Below are 19140 nucleotides of genomic sequence, written 5' to 3'. Positions count from 1 at the left end.
GCACATGGCCAATACGCCAAAAGACATCCTGAAGATGATCGAAGAAAAGGAGATCGAATGGGTCGATGTCCGCTTCACCGATACGAAGGGCGCCTGGCACCATCTGACCATGTGCGCAGGCGTGATCGGCGAAGATGAACTGACCGATGGCCTGATGTTCGACGGCTCCTCGATCGAGGGCTGGAAGGAAATCAACGAATCGGACATGATCCTGAAGCCGGATCTGGACGCGGTCTATGTCGATCCGTTCAGCGCCACGCCGATGCTGATCCTGGTTTGCGACATCGTCGAACCCGAAGATGGCTCGCTTTATGCCCGCGACCCGCGCTCGACTGCCAAGCGCGCCGAAGCCTTCCTCAAGACCACCGGCCTTGGCGATACTGTCTATATCGGCCCGGAACCCGAATTCTTCATGTTCGACGACGTGAAGTTCGAGAACAGCTACAACTCCAGTTCGTACAAGCTGGACGACGTTGAACTGCCAACCAACTCGAACACCACTTATGAAGGCGGCAATATGGGCCACCGCCCGCGCGCCAAGGGTGGTTACTTCCCGGTCGGCCCTGTCGATGTCACCACCGACATCCGCGCCGAAATGGTGTCCACCCTGCTGGAAATGGGTCTGCCCATGGACAAGCATCACCATGAAGTCGCGGGCAGCCAGCACGAGTTGGGCCTGACTTTCGGCAAGCTGGTCGAAACCTGCGACCGCATCCAGATCTACAAATATGTCGTGAAGATGGTCGCCCAGGCCTATGGCAAGACCGCGACCTTCATGCCCAAGCCGATCAAGGCCGACAATGGTTCGGGGATGCACACCCACATCTCGATCTGGAACGAAGGCAAGAACACCTTCGCCGGTGACGGCTATGCCGGCCTGTCGGAAACCTGCCTGTTCTTCATCGGCGGCGTCATCAAGCACGCCAAGGCGATCAACGCCTTCACGAACCCGACCACCAACAGCTACAAGCGCCTGGTGCCCGGCTTCGAAGCCCCTGTGCTGCTCGCCTATTCGGCGCGCAACCGTTCGGCATCGTGCCGCATCCCCTATGGCGCCGGCACCAAGGCGAAGCGCGTCGAATTCCGCTTCCCCGATCCGCTCGCCAACAGCTATCTCGCCACCTCGGCGCTGCTGATGGCCGGCATCGACGGGATCGAGAACAAGATCCACCCCGGCGGTCCGATGGACAAGAATCTGTACGACCTGCCGCCCGCCGAACTGAGCCAGGTGCCGACCGTCTGCGGTTCGCTGCGTGAAGCGCTGGACAGCCTCGCTGCCGACCACGATTTCCTGCTCAAGGGCGGCGTGTTCACCAAGGACCAGATCGATGCCTATATCGAACTGAAATGGCCTGAGGTATATGCCTGGGAAATGGCGCCGTCGCCGGTCGAATTCGACATGTACTATAGCGGCTGATCCTTTCAGCGCTGTTTTTGGGAAAAAGGCCCGGTCGCGACAAGCGGCCAGGCCTTTTCCTTTATGAGCGATGCGCCCAAATAGGGCGCATGAACCCGCTCGCCATACTTGGCCTTGCCCACCCGATCGTCCAGGCGCCGATGGCCGGCGTGTCCACGCCGCAAATGGCGGCGGCCGTCAGCAACGCTGGCGCACTGGGATCGATCGCCGTGGGCGCCGTCGATGCCCCCGCCGGGCGCAGCATGATCGACGCGGTGCGCATGCAGACGGATCGCCCGTTCAACGTCAATCTCTTCGTCCATGCGCCCGCCAGAGCAAGGCCGGATTTGGAGCGGCGCTGGATCAGTACGCTCGCGCCGCTATTTGCCGAACATGGCGCACAGCCACCGCCAACGCTCCGCGAAATCTATCGCAGCTTTGCGGAGAACGAGGCGATGCTGGACATGCTGGTCGATACGCGGCCAGCGGTCGTCAGCTTTCATTTCGGATTACCCGACCGCCGAAAAATCGACCTTTTGAAGTCTGCGGGCTGCCTGCTGCTGGCCAGCGTGACCAACCTCGATGAAGCGCTGGCGGCCGAGGCGGCAGGCATCGATGCCGTGGTGGCGCAGGGTTTCGAAGCGGGTGGCCATCGCGGGATGTTCGATCCTGATGGGCCGGACGATAGCTTGGGCGCCGTTGCGCTGACCCGTCTGCTGATCGAACGCTCCGGCCTGCCCGTCATAGCGGCGGGCGGCATCATGGACGGTCGGGGCGTGCAGGCGGCGATCGATCTGGGGGCTGTGGCTGCGCAATTGGGCACGGCCTTCATCGCCTGCCCGGAAAGCAGCGCCGACGCGGCCTATCGCGCGGCGCTGTTCAGCCCGGCCGCGGCGCATACGGTCATGACTCGTGTCGTATCAGGACGGCCCGCCCGCTGCCTCGCCAATCGCTTCACCGCCTGGGGGCGGCAAAGCGACCGACAGCCGCCCGATTATCCGATCGCCTATGATGCGGGCAAGGCGCTCAACCAGGCGGCAAAAACGGCCGGCGAAGGCGGTTATGGCGCGCAATGGGCCGGACAAGGCGCGCCGCTCGCCCGCGCATTGCCCGCCGCCGATCTGGTGGCGCTGTTGGTCGCGGAAATGCGACAAGCGCGGGGCGACGGATAGACAGAGCAGGCGCTGAGACAGCGACTGCGACAGTTGTACGCGATTATCGCGTACGATCGGGGATCGACGCACCGAACAGCAGTACGGGCTCGCCCGGCGGCGACAGGGCGATCTCGCCGCCCGATTCGGCCACCATCTGGCGTATCATCCAGGCGGCGGCGGTGCGGGAGGCCAGCCCTTCGATCGGCAGGGTGCCGGCCAGCGCGGCCCGCAGGTCCGGGTCGAGCACGACCTTGGGGCCTTCGCCGCGCACAACGATCTCGGTCAGGCCCGGCCGCTTTTCCGCGCCGATATCCAACTGCCCGCCACGCACCAGCGCGTCGCCGGCGATCAGCGCCAGGTTAAGCAAGATTTTGGCCGCCAGTTTGTCGAGCATCTGTTCTTCGACCAGCCAACCGACTTTGACCCGGCCCGTGGTCGCAAACATGCCTTCGATCGCCACCTTCGCCTCATGCGGCGGCACGGCGTCGCCAAAGCCGCCAGCGGAGCCGAAGGCGAGGCGGAAGAATTTCAGTTTGTTCGCCGAAGTGCGGGCGCTGTCGCCCAGCAGGTCCAGGCAACGCTGGCGCATTTCCGGGTCGGTTTCATCCGCCATCAGCTCCAGACCATTGTTGAGCGCGCCGACGGGGCTCAGCAGGTCATGGCACAGGCGCGAACAAAGCAGGCTGGCAAATTCGATGCTGTCGGTCGGGTTGGTCATGCGAGGTCTGGGTCACCGGATTGTGGAGGAAATAAGCGGGTCTTTGGCTAATGCGCCGCGCCGCGCGCCGATGCAAGCCCGGCTGGCCGCCTTTCGCTCACCGACTGTCGAGATGCATTTTGGTGAAATGGACGTTAACCGCCGTCCCCGGCCCTGCCCGCCATATAGTCGCGTCCCCCGCCCCGACGATCAGCCATAAATTTCCATCGGGCGCCGCGCAGGCCGCATCGGTCGCGGAAGGCGCGGCGACGCCCGATGGATGCGAATGATAATGGCCAATGATCTTGGGCCCACCCGATCGCGCCGCCCGATGCGCGGCGATCAGGGTCGCTGGGTCCAGTTCGAAATGGCGCGCGGGATCGGGCGCCACATTGACCGCGGGCGCGATCGCCTCGATCCGGTCATCGGAGCCCAGCAAAAGGCCGCACACCTCATGAACATCACCGGCCGCCAGGGCCATGATCCGTTCCAACAGAATCCTTGAAATTTCGACCCGCATTCCTACATCTCTAGCCAATGGGTCCGGGGGTTTCCATCATCGAAGCAGCCATTGGCGAAGCGCAGCAAGGCTGGCGCCTCGATCGTGCGCTGGCGGACCTTTTGCCCGACCTGTCGCGCGAGCGGCTGAAGGGCCTGATCGGCGAGGGACAGGTGCAGTCCGCCAACGTCGGCAAGATCAGCGTGTCGATGAAGGTCGCGGCCGGGCAGATGTTCACCATCACCCTGCCGCCGCCTGCGCCGCTGGATACGGTGGCGCAGGATATTCCGCTGACCATCGTCCATGAAGACGCCGACCTGATTGTCGTCGACAAACCCGCAGGGTTGGTCGTCCATCCCGCCGCCGGCAATCTGGACGGCACGCTGGTCAACGCGCTGCTGCATCATTGCGAGGGGCGCCTGTCCGGTATCGGCGGATTCGCCCGGCCCGGCATCGTACATCGCATCGACAAGGATACGTCCGGTCTGCTGGTGGTCGCCAAGTCGGACAAAGCGCATGAGGGGCTGGCCCGCCAGTTCAAGGATCACAGCATCGATCGGCTTTATGCCGCTATCGTCTATGCCGTGCCCAATCCGGCGGCCGGGACGGTCGATACCTGGATCGGCCGATCCGACGCTGATCGAAAGAAGATGGCGGTTCATCGGGAAGGACGCGGCAAGCACGCCGTTACCCATTATCGCACGACACAGAGATTGCGCGACGCAGCGCTGGTGGAATGCAAGCTGGAAACCGGCCGCACGCATCAGGTTCGCGTGCATATGCACCATATCGGCCACCCCTTGATCGGTGACCCGGTTTACGGTAGGGAAAGAAAAGGTTTCAAATCAATACTGGAAACGCTGGGTTTCAAAAGGCAGGCATTGCACGCCAAAAGCCTGGGGTTCATACATCCGGTAACGAGCGAACGGCTTATGTTCCAAAGTGCACTGCCCACCGACATGCAGGAACTGTTAAGCCAGCTCCACGTATAGAGATTAACAAATTTGCGACGGCGCCTGTGACGCCTCTTCTGGGTCCCGCCGCGCAATGAAAGGGAAAGGTGACGACATGGCCAAGAGCAATGTCCCCGCGGTTCCGGCGCTGGGCGGTGAAGCCAGCCTCAACCGCTATCTGTCGGAAATCCGCAAGTTTCCGCTGTTGACGCCTGAGCAGGAATATATGCTCGCCAAGCGTTATGAGGAGCATCAGGACCCTGAGGCCGCAGCCCAGTTGGTGACATCGCATCTGCGCCTGGTGGCGAAGATCGCGATGGGCTATCGCGGCTATGGCCTGCCGGTCAGCGAGCTGATTTCCGAAGGCAATATCGGCCTGATGCAGGGCGTTAAGAAATTCGAGGCCGAACGCGGTTTCCGCCTGGCGACCTATGCCATGTGGTGGATCCGGGCATCGATCCAGGAATTCATCCTGCGTAGCTGGTCGCTGGTCAAGATGGGCACCACCGCGTCGCAGAAGAAGCTGTTTTTCAACCTGCGTCGCATGAAGAACAATATCGAAGCGTTCGAGGATGGCGACCTGCGACCCGAAGATGTGACCAAGATCGCGACCGACCTGGGCGTCAGCGAGCAGGATGTCGTGTCCATGAACCGTCGGATGGCGATGGGCGGCGACACGTCGCTGAACGTCCCGATGCGCGAAGATGGCGAAGGTCAGTGGCAGGATTGGTTGCAGGACAACGACCCTTTGCAGGACGAGCGCGTCGCGGAAGAGCAGGAGCGCACCCAGCGGCATGAGATGCTGGTGGAGGCGATGACCGACCTCAACGACCGCGAGAAGCATATCCTGGCCGAACGTCGTCTGGCGGAAGAGCCCAAGACGCTGGAAGAACTGTCCCAGGTTTATGGCGTGTCGCGCGAGCGCGTTCGCCAGATTGAGGTTCGCGCCTTCGAAAAGCTGCAAAAGGCGATGATGCGCATCGCCGGCGACAAGCTGGGAAAGATGGCGCGGTTCGCCCTGGCCTGATCGTGCGATCAGAGTGAAACCAAGAAGCCCCGGAGCGATCCGGGGCTTTTTTGTGCCTCCTGCTGGCAGCGGGGCGGCGGATCATTGGGATATCGTCCGTTCCATGGCGAGGCTGTCCTCGCCATAGCCCGCTCCGTCGTTCACAGGCAGGAAGCCCTGTTTCCGCCAGAAGGCGTCAGCGCCGTTGACGGCGGTCAGCGTGATGCGCGCGAATCCCGCGCTATCCGCCTGATCGAGGACCAACTGTACCGCCTGCGCCGCCGCGCCGGCACCGCGCGCCTGTGGCAGGAGCGCCAGGTCGTGAAGATAATAGCGATCAGCCTTCGCAGGAATGGCGAGGATGGGGGCATTGAGCGCTGGCGAATGATCGTCCTGCCAAGGATGGCTGATGAGATAACCCACCGCTTCCCCGGCACGCTCCAGCGTCCAGCATCCCGCCGGGTAGAGTTGCAGACGTTCAGCGTAGATGTCGGCATGTTCGGTATAGGCGCCGTGCACCGCGTCGGAGATTGCCGCAACCGCCGGAATATCGGGCCATCGCATCGGTCGCCAGGGACTCATGCGGACAGACCCAATGCGTGGCGGGTCGCGGCCAATATCTCGTCCGACAGCACCGGATCGCCCACGCCGCGCGCCAGCGCCATGGCTCCGACCATCTGCGCCATACGCGCCAGGGCGTCCTGCCGGTTCATCTCCGGCCCGGCCTGTTCGAGGATGGCGGCCAGTTCTTCAAATCCGTGACAAAAGGCATGAGCGAGATCGCCGCCGCGCCGCGCGGCGTCCGGCGCAAGGGCGACGAGGGCGCAGCCGGTTTCCGGCGCGTCGCGATTGCGGGGGCTGAGATAATTGTCGGCGATCGCTGCGGGCGCATCGCCCTGCCCGGCCGCCTCCGCCAGCCCCCGCCAACGCTGGGCGCTGGTAGCCAGCGACGCGGCGCAGGCTTCGGCCGCCAGCGCCTCTTTCGAGTTGAACTGATTGTAGAAGCCGCCATGGGTGAGGCCGCATTCGCGCATCACCTCCCCAATGCCAACCCCCTCTAAGCCGCGGGCACGAAACAGGCGCGATGCGGCATCGACCACCTTTTCCCGATTCCGCGCAGCCTGATCGCGGCTGACCTTCATATCCTGCATCCTTCGACTGGCCTCTTGACCTTATATATGATGTCTATCATTTAACGCCAGTCCGAACGGGACCCGAAGGGAAAGCTGATGCTGTCGACCCTGTTTGCGCACCGCTTGGCTGCGCGCAACATTCATTATGGCTGGGCAGTCGCCGGCACGACTTTTCTCACCATGCTGGTCGTGGCCGGCGCGGTCGGGGCGCCCGGCGTCCTGATCGTGCCGTTGCAAAAGGAGTTCGGCTGGAGCGCGGCGGATATCAGCGGCGCGCTCGCGATACGGTTCCTGCTGTTCGGCGGCATGGGGCCGTTCGCCGCCGCCTTCATGAACCGCTTCGGCGTGCGGCGCATGATGTTGATTTCGCTGTCGATCGTCATTGGCGGGATGTTGCTGTCGCTGGGCATGACGCAGTTGTGGCAACTGGTGCTGCTGTGGGGCGTGGTGATCGGCATAGGGACCGGCCTGACGGCGATGGTGCTGGGCGCCACGGTTGCGACGCGCTGGTTCGGGCAGCGGCGCGGCCTTGTCATGGGGCTGTTGTCGGCCAGCACGGCGACCGGGCAGCTCGCCTTTCTGCCGCTGCTTGCGAGCCTGACCGAAAGTCATGGCTGGCGCGCGGCAATGTTGCTGGTGTGCGGCGCGTTCGTCGTGGCGGCGGTCGTCGTGCTGCTGCTGATGCGCGACCGGCCCGCTGATCTGGAGCTGGCGCCCTATGGCGAAACGCATGTCCAGCCTGCGCCTCCCCAGCCCGCCAGCTTCGGCGCGCTGCTGATGACCCCGCTGACCGTGCTGCGCGACGCGGCGAAGGCGCCGACCTTCTGGATCCTCTTCTTCTCCTTCTATATTTGCGGGGCGAGCACCAATGGATTGGTGCAGACCCATTTCATCGCATTGTGCGGCGATTACGGGCTGGCGGCGGTCGGCGCGGCGTCGATGCTGGCGATGATGGGATTGTTCGATTTCGGCGGGACGCTGGCGTCGGGCTGGCTGTCCGACCGGTTCGACAATCGATGGCTGCTCTTCTGCTATTATGGGCTGCGCGGGCTTTCGCTGCTCTATCTGCCCTTCAGCGACTTTTCGCTCTACAGCCTGTCGATCTTCGCAATCTTCTACGGCCTCGACTGGGTCGCGACGGTGCCGCCGACGGTGAAGCTTACGGCGCAGCGTTTCGGGGCGGAGCGGGCGAATATCGTCTTTGGCTGGATATTCGCGGGGCATCAACTGGGCGCGGCCAGCGCGGCGCTGGGCGGCGGACTTGCCCGAACCCTGTGGCTCAGTTACATGCCGGCGTTCATCGGCGCGGGCATATTGTGCCTGATCGGTGCGGGGCTGGTTCTGCTCATCAATCGCGACCAAAGGCGGGAGACGTTCGCGACCGCTTGAACCGGGGAAGTGGACCGCGCTACGACAGGCGGCATGACCGCACCCATCGCATCGCACCGCCGCCGTTCCCGCTGGATCATCATCCCGATCAAGATATTGTTCGGCTTCATCGCCCTGTCGCTGCTGATGGTGGCGATCTATCGCTTCGTGCCGCCGCCGGTGACGCTGACGATGCTGTTCGACCCCAATGGGATCACCAAGGACTGGACATCGCTGGACGCGATCGACCCGGACATGGCGCGGGCGGCGATTGCGGGGGAAGATGGGAAGTTTTGCAGCCATCACGGCTTCGATGTGGACGCGATCGCCAAGGCGGCGATCCATAACGCCAGCGGCGGCCGCATCCGCGGCGGATCGACCATCAGCCAGCAGACCGCCAAGAATGTCTTCCTGTGGCAGGGCGGCGGCTTCGTGCGCAAGGGGCTGGAGGCCTGGTTCACCGTATTGATCGAGGCGATGTGGGGCAAGCAGCGGATCATGGAAGTCTATCTGAACGTCGCGGAGACGGGGATTGGCACCTATGGCGTGCAAGCTGGAGCGGTCCGTTATTTCCACCATGGCGCGGGCAAGCTGAGCAAGGCGGAAGCCGGGCGCATCGCCGCGGTGCTGCCGCTGCCCAAGAAGCGCGCGGCGGTGGCGCCAAGCGGCTTCACGCGGCGCTATGGCAACACGATCACGGCGCGGATCGGCGTGGTGCAGCGGGACGGGCTGGATAGCTGCCTGCGGTAAAGCATCCCGTAATTTCGCATATTTCGCGCCGGCTTCTACATAAAGTTACGCCGGGTTGGTCCTATCGGAAAACGCGAAGGCCGTTTATAAGCATAGAAAAAGGGCGGGGATTGCTCCCCGCCTTTTTCTGTTTGCGGTGTCGCTGCGGCTTTTAGAAGCCGACGATCAGCGAGGCGCTGATCGCACGCGGCGAACCGAAGTTCACGAAGGCCGACGAAGAACTGGCGAGCGTGTCCAGACCGCCGCTGAATGAGCCGACATAGAATTTGTCGAACAGGTTGCTGACGTTCAGCTGGATCGCGCCCTTTTCCATGCCGAGGCTGGCGAGCGAGTAGCGCAGGTCCAGATCGACGATGGTGTAGGCGCCGAACTTCGCTCCGGCAGCGCTCTGAAGCGTGCCATCAGCATTGAAAACGACTTCACCGTTAACGTCGTTCAGATAACGCGAGCTGGTCTTCTTTGCCTGCACGCCCAAGGTGAAGTCGCCCAGATTACCCTGCAAACGGCCACCGAAAAGATATTTCGGTGCACCGCGCTCGCGCTTACCGGCCGTACGCAGATAGGTGACTCCATCCGACACATAGCACAGTCCAGCCTTGACGAATTCATCGGTGGCCGCGTCACACGCGCTGGTCGTGGTGATGGCATCATTCTGGATTTCCGACTTGATGTAGGATCCGAACAAGTAGGCGGTGATTTCCTTGACCGGGCTGTAGGAAATGCTGGCGTCGACGCCATATTTCTTCACCGGCCCAAGGTTCGTGTCGGTGCCGTTGCCGTCAATGTCATAGGCAGTCACGAGGCGGTTCTTATACTTCGAATACCAGCCGGTGATCGCCGCCTGCACCTTCGATGAATTGTAGCGGATGCTGGCGTCGAAGCTGTCCGACGTTTCGGCGACGCGGTAGGCCGAGTCGCTGTCCGCCGGGAAGACGAACGCATTGTAGAGCGCGTCGGTGCTGGGCACCGAGATGTTCTTGGCATAGCTGCCCGCGATGCTGATTTCCGGCGTGATCTTGAAGGTCGCGCCGACGTTGGGCAGGAATTTGTCATATTTCAGCTTGCGCGCCTGCGGCAGGGCGGAACCCGTCGCCCGGCCAGTGGTCTCGTCGTAGCTGTAGGGGTGGGTCGCGATATAGTCGGCAATCTGGTCGGTGGGGACGCAGTTGACGAAGCCGCCTGAACTGGTGGTGAAGCAGTTCTGGTTCAGCTCACGCTTGAAGAAGGGCAGACGGCCACCGATCAGGACAGTCAACTGGTCCTGGAAGAACTGGCCGCGATATTCAGCTGCGACCTGGTTCAGTTCGGCGATCGACTTGCGATCACGCTTTTGCAGGACGTTGCCAGCCGCGTCAGCGATCGGATCGTTGATCGGGAACACGTCGAACGGCGTGCCGCCCTGATCCAGGAAGCCGGCAGCGCCGGTCTGGCGGTGACGCGCACGGTCGTAGGAATAAGACAGGCGGACGCGATGCGCATCGCTGATCTCATAAGCGAGGTTGGCGATGCCGACCCAGCGGCGGGTGTTGGTCTGGCTGGGCTGCAGCACGGTCACGCGGCCAAGCACGCCGTCGCCGTTCAGATCCCGACCGAAATAGAAGCTGCCATTATAGTTGCCGGTGCCGGAGAAACCGGTCGCGTCCGTGAAGAGCGTTTCGTTGGCGCCCGTGGTGCCGCCGCCATTCGCCTTCACCCACTGATAAGCGCCATCGACCGAGAAGGTCAGGCGATCGGTCAGGGTGAACTTCGAGTTCAGGCGGACGTTGCCGGTGTTCGACGGGTTGAAACGACGCTCGAAATCGGTGCCGCAGCTGTTGGGCGTGCTGGTCTGGCTGACGTTGCAGGGATAACCGCCGGCGATGTCGTAGAAACGGCCGGATTTGTTGCCAGTGAAGGCGCTGGCGCGCAGCGGCGAACCGCCGAAATTGTTGCGGTTCTGATTGTAGTGACCGGCGATCGAGATGAAATCGCCATTGTCGCCGATGTCCTGCCAGAGTTTGGCGTTATATTGCTGCTTGTAGACCTTCCCATAGTTGGCGAAGGCCGCGTCGTTCTTCAGGCGCGACGCCGAGAACCAGGCCTTGGTGCCATGGCCGGTCAGGTCGCCGGTATTGACGACGCCGAACATGCGGAAATAGGGGCGATCGCCCGAACCATCGGCGAGGATATTGCCGTAGCTGACGCTGGCCAGGACGCCATATTCGTCGCTCGGTTCCATTGTCTGGATGTTGACGGTGCCGCCAACGGCCGCCGCCGTCGGGCTGTCCACGTCGGTCGAACCCAGGTTGACGTTGACGTTCTGGATCAGTTCGGCATCGACCTGCTGGTTGGTGTAGATCGCATAGTTGCCCGAATCGTTGAGCGGAATACCGTCGAAGGTCTGCGAAATACGGTCCGAGCTGAAGCCGCGGATGGTGAAGCTGCCGCCCGACGAACCCCAGGGATCGTTATTGGTGAAGCTGACGCCCGGCACCAGGTTGATGATTTCGTTGATCGTCTGGCCGGGGCGCTGCGCCTGGATGATTTCCTGACCCAGAACGACCTTCGCCTTGGGCGAGTCGGGAATCTTGACGCCGCCGACGCCCTGGTCGATGCGCGCGCCGGTGACGATGATGCTGTCTTCGAAGTCCGACGAACCGGTCGACTGCGCGAAGGCGGCGGAGGGGGCGGCGACGGCGATCAACGCGGCGCTGCCCATCAGAAATGTTTTCATGTGACCCTTGTCCCTTTTCAAGAGTGGCGCGTCGCCGCACCCCTGCAAATAGTCTGCTCTTTCAAGCCGGCGCCGCTCATGGCGGCTACTGACGACGGCCCTGTGATGCGTCGATTGCAATTTTGTTACAATGCACCAACAGGACTGTCACAATCCTCCCCTGCCCCTTTCGCCTGCGCTTTGGGACCTGCGCCATTTGGTCATAAACTATTGAAGTTTAGTGATAAAATTCCGATAACACACAATAGTTTGACGGTGGTGCAATTTTGCAACGCAGCAAGAATTTTTGTGCAGCGCACGCTGGCGTAACGAAAAAGGGCCGGCGATCGCGCGCCGGCCCCTTAAAAAGCGGGTAAAAAAGGGTGTGGATCAGGCCGCGTCTTCGGCCCGCTTTTCCTTCTCGCTGAACACGCGAATCGGCTCCTTGGTGCCCGCCACGACATCCTTGTCGACCACCACTTCACCGACGCCCTCCATCGAGGGCAGGTCGAACATGGTGTCGAGCAGGATCGCTTCGAGGATCGAACGCAGGCCGCGCGCGCCGGTCTTGCGCTCGATCGCCTTCTTCGCGATCGCCACCAATGCGTCATCGGTGAAGCTCAGTTCGACATTCTCCATGTCGAACAGCTTGCCATATTGCTTGACCAGCGCGTTCTTCGGTTCGCCCAGGATTTTCACCAGCGCCGAAACGTCGAGATCCTCCAGCGTCGCGATGACGGGCAGACGACCGACAAATTCGGGGATCAGGCCGAATTTGAGCAGATCTTCCGGTTCGCTCGACTTGAGCAGTTCGCCAGTCTTGCGCTCTTCGGGCGCGGCGACATAGGCGCCGAAGCCGATCGACTTGGCTTCCAGACGGTCGCCGATGATCTTTTCCAGGCCCGCAAAGGCGCCGCCACAGATGAACAGGATGTTGGTCGTGTCGACCTGCAGGAACTCCTGCTGCGGATGCTTGCGGCCACCCTGCGGCGGGACGGAGGCGGTGGTGCCTTCCATCAGCTTGAGCAGCGCCTGCTGCACGCCTTCGCCCGACACGTCGCGGGTGATGGAGGGATTTTCCGCCTTGCGGCTGATCTTGTCGATTTCGTCGATATAGACAATGCCGCGCTGCGCCTTTTCGACGTTGTAATCCGACGCCTGGAGCAGCTTCAGGATGATGTTCTCCACATCCTCACCGACATAGCCGGCTTCGGTCAGGGTCGTCGCGTCGGCCATGGTGAAGGGCACATCGAAGGTCTTGGCCAGCGTCTGCGCCAGCAGCGTCTTGCCGCAACCGGTGGGCCCGACGAGCAGGATGTTGGATTTGGCCAGTTCGACCTCGCCCGGCTTGGAGCCGTGGTTGAGGCGCTTGTAATGATTGTGGACCGCGACCGAGAGGACGCGCTTGGCGCGCTTCTGGCCGATCACATAATCGTCGAGCACATCGCAGATTTCCTGCGGGGTCGGCACGCCGCCATCCTTCCGCCCGACAAGACCGCCCTTGGTCTCCTCACGGATGATGTCGTTGCACAATTCCACGCATTCGTCGCAGATGAACACGGTCGGCCCCGCGATCAGCTTACGCACCTCATGCTGCGACTTGCCGCAGAAGGAGCAGTAAAGCGTGCTTTTCGAATCCGAACCGGTAAGCTTAGTCATTCGCCATTCTCTCTTCCCCCCCGGTCTACAGTCACCAGAACCGCGTTCGGTGAGGGATTTTCTGGTCCAAAGGCCATATTAGACCGGGGCGCGCTCGTTCCACAAGGGAAGAAAGTGGCGCGACCCGGTAAAGATAGTCTTTAAGCGTCGGCAGATTCCGGCGCGGCAGGGCGGCGGTCGAACACCTCGTCGACCAGACCGAAGGCCTTCGCCTCGTCCGCTTCGAGGAAAGTGTCGCGATCCATGGCCTTTTCCACCGCTTCCAGCGTCTGGCCGGTATATTTGACATAGAGGTCGTTCAGGCGACGGCGAATCCGCAGGATTTCCTTGGCCTGGATCTCGATATCCGACGCCATGCCCTGCGCGCCGCCGGACGGCTGATGCACCATGATGCGCGCATTGCCCGCCGCGATGCGCTTGCCCGGTTCGCCCGCGGCGAGCAGGAAGCTGCCCATCGAAGCGGCCTGGCCGATGCACACGGTGCCGACCTGGGGACGGATATATTTCATCGTGTCGTGGATCGCCATGCCGGCCGTCACCACGCCGCCGGGCGAGTTGATGTACATCCATATGTCCTTTTTCGGATTTTCCGATTCGAGGAACAGGAGCTGGGCGACGATCAGCGAGGCCATATGATCCTCGACCTGGCCGGTGACGAAGATGATCCGTTCCCGCAGAAGCCGCGAATAAATGTCGAAGCTGCGCTCGCCGCGGTTCGACTGTTCGATGACGATGGGGACCAGCGCGGCCATGGGATCATGCATGATGTTGGTCATTATACTCTTTCAGTCAGGTGCTTTTGCCCACCCCTACATCGGCACAAAAGGCGAATGGTTCAAGGGGGAAGGCGCTTGGCGTTGCGGGGTCAGTCGCGACGGGCGAAGTCGGACGGCGCGCGGAAGGCGAGATAGGCGAGACGTCGCACCTCCCGCCGGCCGCGGACCACGGTGTCTAGGATGAGGCCGCACATGGTCGACAAAGTGGCCAGGATCATGAGGCCGGTCACCAGGATCGCGGTCGGGAAACGCGGGACCAGGCCGGTGTGGAGATAGGTGACGATCAGCGGCGCGGCGAGGCCAAGACCCAGCGCCGCCAAGAAGGTCGCGATAATGCCGAAGAAGAGGACCGGCCGCTCGATGCGGTAGAGGGTGATGATGGTCCGCAGGATACGGAACCCGTCGCGATAGGTGCTGAGCTTGCTGACCGATCCTTCGGGACGGGCGCCGTAGGCGGTCATCACTTCGGCGACCGGCATGGCGAGTTCAAGCGCGTGGACGCTAATCTCCGTCTCGATCTCGAAACCGGCCGACAGAACCGGGAAGCTCTTGACGAAGCGGCGGGAGAAGACGCGGTAGCCAGACAGGATATCGGTGAAGCTGCGGCCGAAAAGCTGCTTCAAGAGGCTGGTGAGCGCCCAGTTGCCGAAGCGATGGCCACGACGATAGGCGGCGTCCGCCTCTTCCCGGCGGCAACCGACCACCATGTCGAGATTATCCTCCAACATGGCGGCGATCATCGCGGGGGCGGCGGCGGCCTCATAGGTCGCATCGCCATCGGCCATGATGTAGATGTCGGCATCGACGTCGGCGAACATGCGGCGCACGACATGACCCTTGCCCTGCTGGCCGACGCGGCGCACGATCGCCCCTGCCCGGGCGGCAAGGTCGCGACTGCCGTCGCTGCTGTTATTGTCGAACACGTAGATGTCGGCGGCGGGCAAGGCTTGGCGAAAATCCTCCACCGTCTGTACGATCGCGCCGGCTTCGTTGTAGCAGGGCAGGATGACCGCGACGCGCGGAGTCACCATGGCCGTTTCGCTATTCACGGCGAGATTCACTGGCGGATATTCCTTCATCGTCGCGACTTGCCCCGTTCCACGCTGGCTGCCCTATGCCGCCTGCATCGAACATCATCCTTAATATTTCGTCTGCCATGCCGGCCCCGAAATGAAAAGCGCCCGCGCTTCACAAGGAAGGCGGGCGCTCATTCCATAGGGTCGAACGGCTTACTCGGCCTTGGCGGCGGCCTTCTTGGGAGCAGCCTTCTTCTTGGGCTTCTCTTCAACGGTTGCGTCTTCGGCTACGGCTTCGTCCTTCTTGGCGGCGGCCTTCTTGGGTGCGGCTTTTTTGGGCGCTTCCTCGGCTGCCGGCGCTTCGTCGGCGGCCGGAGCGTCGGCTTCAGCCTCACCCTTCTTCGCAGCCTTCTTGGCCTTGGGCTTCTCGTCATGGTCGTGACCACAGTTCGGACCATGAACATGGGGCTTGATGTCGCCGTCTTCGGCTTCGATAGCCGCTTCCAGCTCTTCCTTGGTCACGGCGCGATCGGTGACTTCCGCCTTTTCGAACAGGAAGTCGACGACCTTGTCCTCATAGAGAGGCGCGCGCAGCTGGGCCGCGGCCATCGGGTCCTGACGCACATATTGCACGAAGCGCTCGCGGTCCTGCGGGCCGTATTGCTGCGCGGCCTGCATGATCAGGCGGTTCATTTCCTGGTCGTTGACGATCACGCCATTGGCCTGGCCGATTTCCGAGAGGAGCAGGCCCAGGCGGACGCGACGCACGGCGATCGCGCGATAATCTTCCTTCTCGGCTTCCATTTCGGCGATCGCGGCGGCCGGATCTTCCTCATGGGTCGCTTCATGCTGAAGCTGCTGCCAGATCTGCTCGAACTCGGCTTCCACCATGCTGGGCGGCACGTCGAAATCATGAGCAGCAGCGAGCTGGTCGAGCAGCTTGCGCTTCATATGGGTGCGGGTCAGGCCGTTATGTTCCTGCTCGATCTGCCCCTTGAGCAGTTCCTTGAGCTTGTCGAGGCCTTCCAGACCCAGCGACTTGGCGAACTCGTCGTCCAGCTTGGGCTTGTCGCCGTTCAGGATAGCCTGGACGGTGATGTCGAAGGTCGCGGCCTTGCCGGCCAGATGCTCTGCGCCATAATCTTCCGGGAAGGTGACCTCGATGGTCTTTTCCTCGCCCTTCTTGACGCCGGTCAACTGCTCTTCGAAGCCGGGAATGAACTGGCCCGCGCCGATCTTGAGATTGACGCCCTCGGCGGAACCGCCTTCGAAAGGTTCGCCATCGACCTTGCCGACGAAATCGATCTTGAGCGTATCGCCGTCCTTCGCCTTGTGGCTGGCGGCATGTTCTTCGAGCGCGCCCTGCTGGGTGGCTATGCGGCCGGCAGCCTCATCGACCTGCGCGTCGGCAACTTCGACGGTCAGACGCTCCAGCTTCAAGCCCTCGATGCTGGGCGCTGCGATGTCGGGCAGCACTTCCAGCGCGACCTTGATTTCGGCATCCTTGCCGAATTCGAATCCTTCGTCGAGTTCGACCGACGGCTGCATGGCAGGACGCAGCTTCTGATCGGCGATCAGCTTCTGGATGCTTTCCTGGATCGAATTGTTGAGGGCGTCACGCTGCAGCGATTCACCATGCATCTTCTTGACGAGGTTCGCGGGCACCTTGCCGGCGCGGAAGCCGGGCATCCGCACCTGCGGTGCGATCGCCTTCACTTCCTTGTCGACACGGGCGTCGATATCCTTCGACGTGATGGTTACGGTGTAGGCGCGCTTAAGGCCCTCGTTCAACGTCTCGACAGTCTGCATCTCTTCTCTCAAACGCTTTCTTCAGCTGAATTTCGGTGGCGCTGCCACGGTCGGCATCCTGGTGCGGGCGAAGGGACTCGAACCCCCACATCTTGCGATACCAGAACCTAAATCTGGCGCGTCTACCAGTTTCGCCACGCCCGCATCGGTCGCCGGTCGGCGCGGCATAGAGAAAAGCGTGAGAAGAGGCAAGGGATAGTGGAGCGCCTCTGCGGAACCGCTTATGCTGCCCGAACGTAGGGCTCATGCGTTACACAGGAGAGACAATGATGGCCACCCGCCCCGATACCGGACCCGATGGGGTTCCGCCGCCCGACACAATCCAGCCGCAGTCGCCCGACGAGATGCCCCCGCCCCATGCGCCCGATGAAACGCCGATGACCGAGCCTGACGAAATCACGCCGGTCGGCCCCGATTATGACCAACCTGACAGCGCGCCGATGGAATTGCCCCCGCCGCCCGACTGAGCGGTCACCGCATCGCCAGCAAAAGATTGCGCGATATACGTGTGCGCTCACGGCAACATATCCACAATTAAATTGCCATGGCGGGAACTTTTTTGGTCGATCGTCTTGATTATGACGTTCCTGCGTCTGGACAGCTCCCTGCATCCATGATTGAAATATGACATAGAAAAGAAAAGCGGAGAGGCCCGGCTGAAAAAAACAGGGGGTCGTCGTGCAACGGGTTCGCGCTAAACTGGAATGGTTCAAGACCGTCATCCTCCCGCAGGAAGCCGCTTTGCGTGGACGCCTGCGCCGGATATTGCCATCCACCCATGAGCTGGAGGATATGGTCGCAGAGGTGATGACCCGCGCCTATGCTACGGAAAATTGGGAGAATGTGACGACGGGCCGCGCCTATCTGTTCACCATCGCCCGCAACCTCGTCATCGACACCGCCCGCCGCAACAAGGTGGTCAGCTTCGAAACCATTGCCGACCTGGAATTGCTGGGCGGCGAGAATAATATCGAGGCGCAACTTCACGCCCGCGAAGCGCTGCGCCAAGTCGAAGCCATTGTCGAGTCGTTGCCCGCCCAATGCCGCCGCGTATTCATTCTTCGCCGCATTCACGAAAAATCGATGCTGGAAATAGCGGACGAGATGTCTCTGTCCGTTTCTACTGTTGAAAAACATCTGGCCAAAGCCATCGCGATAGTTATGCGGGCCTGGGCGGAACGTGAGGAAACGGACTTCGAGCGTGCAGGCGTCGGAACCAGGTTCGAGCAACGGCGGCAGGGACGCGATGGAGGCGCAAGCCGCGCGCCTGCTGGCCAAGCTTAACAACGCCCCCACATCGGAGGACGAAGCGGAGATTTGCGCCTGGATCGAGAGCGATCCGCGCCATGCCGTAGCCTTTGCCCGCGCCGAAGCCGCGTGGGAGGCCGCCGAGCGGTTGAAGAGCGCCGCCGCCGACATCAGCCTGCCGCCGCTCGCCGAAATTGTCAGCGAAGAGCAGCAGCGTCGCCTGTCGCGCAACATCATGATCGCCGCCGCCGTCGCAGTCCTCTTTTTCCTGGTCGCCGCGATAGTCACAGTCCGTACTTTCAGCGGCATCGACCGCTATCAGACGGGCATAGGCGAATATCGCGACATCGCGCTGGACGACGGGTCCACTCTTCATCTGAACAGCGACAGCGAAGCGGAGGTCCGCTTCACATCGAATGGCCGCAAAGTGCGCATCATCAAGGGCGAAGCGTCCTTCGACATTGCCCATGACCGAAAGCGCCCGTTCGATGTCGAAGCCCGGTCCGCGCTGATCCGTGCGGTCGGCACCGCCTTCAACGTGCGGATGCGCCCGTCCCTTGTCGAACTGACGGTGACGCAGGGCATAGTGACCGTCCATTCGGGCGGCGGCGCGGCGCAGAAGGTCGCGGCCGGCAGCGGCGCGGTGATCCAGCCGCGCACCGTCGCGCTGACCCGGCTAGGCCCCAAGCTGATCGACCAGCGCACCGCCTGGCGCGAACAGATGGTCGAACTGGACGGCGAAACGATCGAGCAGGCGGCGGGCGAGTTCAACCGCTATCGCGCCGCGCCGATCCTGATCGGCGATACCCGCGTGTCGTCGCTGCGCATCGGCGGCCGGTTCCGCACCAGCGACAGCCGGGAGTTTCTCTCGGCGCTGCAACTGAGCCTGCCGATCCGTGCGGTGCATGGCGAGGACGGATCGGTGATGCTGCTCTATCGCGACGAAGACCCGGCGCCAGCGGACAATAGCGCGGCGCTGTAGGC

At 62.3% G+C, this 19140-nt stretch carries 18 protein-coding genes and 1 tRNA gene; 9 read left to right on the top strand and 10 right to left on the bottom strand.

Annotation, left to right across the window (positions count from 1 at the left end):
- Window positions 1–4: 4 nt before the first annotated feature.
- Together glnA and V473_RS07115 are read left to right on the top strand one after the other, a co-directional pair.
- On the top strand, window positions 5–1417 hold the full coding sequence (glnA, locus tag V473_RS07120) for a type I glutamate--ammonia ligase (RefSeq protein ID WP_066601954.1): 1413 nt from the start codon (window positions 5–7) through the stop codon (window positions 1415–1417).
- 89 nt (window positions 1418–1506) lie between these two features.
- Window positions 1507–2568, top strand: a complete 1062-nt coding sequence (locus V473_RS07115) for an NAD(P)H-dependent flavin oxidoreductase (protein WP_066601952.1) — start codon at window positions 1507–1509, stop codon at window positions 2566–2568.
- Window positions 2569–2611: 43 nt separating this feature from the next.
- On the opposite strand, the gene V473_RS07110 is transcribed toward V473_RS07115, so the two are convergent.
- Both V473_RS07110 and V473_RS07105 read right to left on the bottom strand, forming a co-directional pair.
- On the bottom strand, window positions 2612–3268 hold the full coding sequence (locus V473_RS07110) for a histidine phosphotransferase family protein (RefSeq protein WP_066601950.1): 657 nt from the start codon (window positions 3266–3268) through the stop codon (window positions 2612–2614).
- Window positions 3269–3365: 97 nt separating this feature from the next.
- A complete protein-coding gene (locus V473_RS07105; RefSeq protein WP_066601948.1) occupies window positions 3366–3767 on the bottom strand; it encodes a M67 family metallopeptidase in 402 nt (133 codons plus the stop codon).
- A gap of 17 nt (window positions 3768–3784) precedes the next feature.
- Here V473_RS07105 and V473_RS07100 point away from each other — a divergent pair, with 17 nt between their 5' ends.
- Window positions 3785–4738 carry an RluA family pseudouridine synthase gene (locus tag V473_RS07100; RefSeq protein WP_066601945.1) on the top strand — a complete coding sequence of 318 codons (954 nt, stop codon included), beginning with the start codon at window positions 3785–3787 and terminating at the stop codon, window positions 4736–4738.
- Window positions 4739–4814: 76 nt separating this feature from the next.
- A complete protein-coding gene (rpoH, locus tag V473_RS07095; RefSeq protein WP_066605261.1) occupies window positions 4815–5726 on the top strand; it encodes an RNA polymerase sigma factor RpoH in 912 nt (303 codons plus the stop codon).
- Between the two features lie 81 nt (window positions 5727–5807).
- Here rpoH and V473_RS07090 read toward each other — a convergent pair whose 3' ends face one another.
- Together V473_RS07090 and V473_RS07085 are read right to left on the bottom strand one after the other, a co-directional pair.
- Window positions 5808–6269 carry a GNAT family N-acetyltransferase gene (locus V473_RS07090; RefSeq protein ID WP_244884345.1) on the bottom strand — a complete coding sequence of 154 codons (462 nt, stop codon included), beginning with the start codon at window positions 6267–6269 and terminating at the stop codon, window positions 5808–5810.
- A gap of 14 nt (window positions 6270–6283) precedes the next feature.
- Window positions 6284–6847 carry a TetR/AcrR family transcriptional regulator gene (locus tag V473_RS07085; protein ID WP_066605259.1) on the bottom strand — a complete coding sequence of 188 codons (564 nt, stop codon included), beginning with the start codon at window positions 6845–6847 and terminating at the stop codon, window positions 6284–6286.
- A gap of 87 nt (window positions 6848–6934) precedes the next feature.
- Between V473_RS07085 and V473_RS07080 the strand changes: the two genes are divergently transcribed.
- Both V473_RS07080 and mtgA read left to right on the top strand, forming a co-directional pair.
- Window positions 6935–8227 carry an MFS transporter gene (locus V473_RS07080; protein ID WP_066601940.1) on the top strand — a complete coding sequence of 431 codons (1293 nt, stop codon included), beginning with the start codon at window positions 6935–6937 and terminating at the stop codon, window positions 8225–8227.
- Window positions 8228–8260: 33 nt separating this feature from the next.
- Window positions 8261–8956 carry a monofunctional biosynthetic peptidoglycan transglycosylase gene (gene mtgA, locus V473_RS07075; protein WP_066601939.1) on the top strand — a complete coding sequence of 232 codons (696 nt, stop codon included), beginning with the start codon at window positions 8261–8263 and terminating at the stop codon, window positions 8954–8956.
- A 151-nt stretch (window positions 8957–9107) separates the two neighbouring features.
- Here the strand turns inward: mtgA and V473_RS07070 are convergent, their stop codons facing one another.
- The 6 genes from V473_RS07070 to V473_RS07045 form a co-directional block, all read right to left on the bottom strand.
- Window positions 9108–11669, bottom strand: coding sequence for a TonB-dependent receptor (locus tag V473_RS07070; RefSeq protein ID WP_066601935.1), 2562 nt, complete (start codon window positions 11667–11669; stop codon window positions 9108–9110).
- Between the two features lie 369 nt (window positions 11670–12038).
- Window positions 12039–13307, bottom strand: coding sequence for an ATP-dependent Clp protease ATP-binding subunit ClpX (clpX, locus tag V473_RS07065; RefSeq protein ID WP_066601934.1), 1269 nt, complete (start codon window positions 13305–13307; stop codon window positions 12039–12041).
- Between the two features lie 140 nt (window positions 13308–13447).
- Entirely contained in the window at window positions 13448–14083 is a 636-nt protein-coding gene (gene clpP, locus V473_RS07060; protein ID WP_066601929.1) for an ATP-dependent Clp endopeptidase proteolytic subunit ClpP, read from the bottom strand.
- A gap of 89 nt (window positions 14084–14172) precedes the next feature.
- A complete protein-coding gene (locus tag V473_RS07055; protein WP_066601927.1) occupies window positions 14173–15162 on the bottom strand; it encodes a glycosyltransferase family 2 protein in 990 nt (329 codons plus the stop codon).
- 150 nt (window positions 15163–15312) lie between these two features.
- Window positions 15313–16908, bottom strand: coding sequence for a trigger factor (gene tig, locus V473_RS07050; RefSeq protein WP_066601925.1), 1596 nt, complete (start codon window positions 16906–16908; stop codon window positions 15313–15315).
- A gap of 59 nt (window positions 16909–16967) precedes the next feature.
- Window positions 16968–17052: transfer RNA gene (locus V473_RS07045), tRNA-Leu, on the bottom strand.
- A 125-nt stretch (window positions 17053–17177) separates the two neighbouring features.
- Between V473_RS07045 and V473_RS07040 the strand changes: the two genes are divergently transcribed.
- The 3 genes from V473_RS07040 (at window position 17178) to V473_RS07030 (ending at window position 19138) form a co-directional block, all read left to right on the top strand.
- The gene (locus V473_RS07040; RefSeq protein ID WP_066605257.1) at window positions 17178–17375 is read left to right on the top strand and encodes a hypothetical protein; all 198 of its coding nucleotides are present in this window, start codon (window positions 17178–17180) and stop codon (window positions 17373–17375) included.
- 211 nt (window positions 17376–17586) lie between these two features.
- The gene (locus V473_RS07035; protein ID WP_066601922.1) at window positions 17587–18192 is read left to right on the top strand and encodes a sigma-70 family RNA polymerase sigma factor; all 606 of its coding nucleotides are present in this window, start codon (window positions 17587–17589) and stop codon (window positions 18190–18192) included.
- Entirely contained in the window at window positions 18110–19138 is a 1029-nt protein-coding gene (locus V473_RS07030) for a FecR family protein (protein WP_066601918.1), read from the top strand. The genes V473_RS07035 and V473_RS07030 overlap by 83 nt, the downstream gene beginning before the upstream one ends.
- Window positions 19139–19140 lie beyond the last annotated feature (2 nt).

The sequence above is a fragment of the Sphingobium cupriresistens LL01 genome, from assembly GCF_001046645.1.
In the GTDB taxonomy this organism is placed as follows: domain Bacteria; phylum Pseudomonadota; class Alphaproteobacteria; order Sphingomonadales; family Sphingomonadaceae; genus Sphingobium; species Sphingobium cupriresistens.
Note: the sequence above shows the minus strand (reverse complement) of the source record. Positions and strands in the feature narration are given on the sequence as shown.

Bases quoted from the DNA above. Each gene is read 5' to 3' on its own strand.
- V473_RS07105 (WP_066601948.1), bottom strand. From the start codon at position 3,767: ATGCGGGTCGAAATTTCAAGGATTCTGTTGGAACGGATCATGGCCCTG.
- tig (WP_066601925.1), bottom strand. From the start codon at position 16,908: ATGCAGACTGTCGAGACGTTGAACGAGGGCCTTAAGCGCGCCTACACC.
- glnA (WP_066601954.1), top strand. From the start codon at position 5: ATGGCCAATACGCCAAAAGACATCCTGAAGATGATCGAAGAAAAGGAG.
- V473_RS07040 (WP_066605257.1), top strand. From the start codon at position 17,178: ATGGCCACCCGCCCCGATACCGGACCCGATGGGGTTCCGCCGCCCGAC.
- V473_RS07110 (WP_066601950.1), bottom strand. From the start codon at position 3,268: ATGACCAACCCGACCGACAGCATCGAATTTGCCAGCCTGCTTTGTTCG.
- V473_RS07070 (WP_066601935.1), bottom strand. From the start codon at position 11,669: ATGAAAACATTTCTGATGGGCAGCGCCGCGTTGATCGCCGTCGCCGCC.
- V473_RS07090 (WP_244884345.1), bottom strand. From the start codon at position 6,269: ATGCGATGGCCCGATATTCCGGCGGTTGCGGCAATCTCCGACGCGGTG.
- V473_RS07085 (WP_066605259.1), bottom strand. From the start codon at position 6,847: ATGAAGGTCAGCCGCGATCAGGCTGCGCGGAATCGGGAAAAGGTGGTC.
- V473_RS07080 (WP_066601940.1), top strand. From the start codon at position 6,935: ATGCTGTCGACCCTGTTTGCGCACCGCTTGGCTGCGCGCAACATTCAT.
- mtgA (WP_066601939.1), top strand. From the start codon at position 8,261: ATGACCGCACCCATCGCATCGCACCGCCGCCGTTCCCGCTGGATCATC.
- clpX (WP_066601934.1), bottom strand. From the start codon at position 13,307: ATGACTAAGCTTACCGGTTCGGATTCGAAAAGCACGCTTTACTGCTCC.
- V473_RS07055 (WP_066601927.1), bottom strand. From the start codon at position 15,162: ATGAAGGAATATCCGCCAGTGAATCTCGCCGTGAATAGCGAAACGGCC.
- rpoH (WP_066605261.1), top strand. From the start codon at position 4,815: ATGGCCAAGAGCAATGTCCCCGCGGTTCCGGCGCTGGGCGGTGAAGCC.
- V473_RS07115 (WP_066601952.1), top strand. From the start codon at position 1,507: ATGAACCCGCTCGCCATACTTGGCCTTGCCCACCCGATCGTCCAGGCG.
- V473_RS07100 (WP_066601945.1), top strand. From the start codon at position 3,785: ATGGGTCCGGGGGTTTCCATCATCGAAGCAGCCATTGGCGAAGCGCAG.
- clpP (WP_066601929.1), bottom strand. From the start codon at position 14,083: ATGACCAACATCATGCATGATCCCATGGCCGCGCTGGTCCCCATCGTC.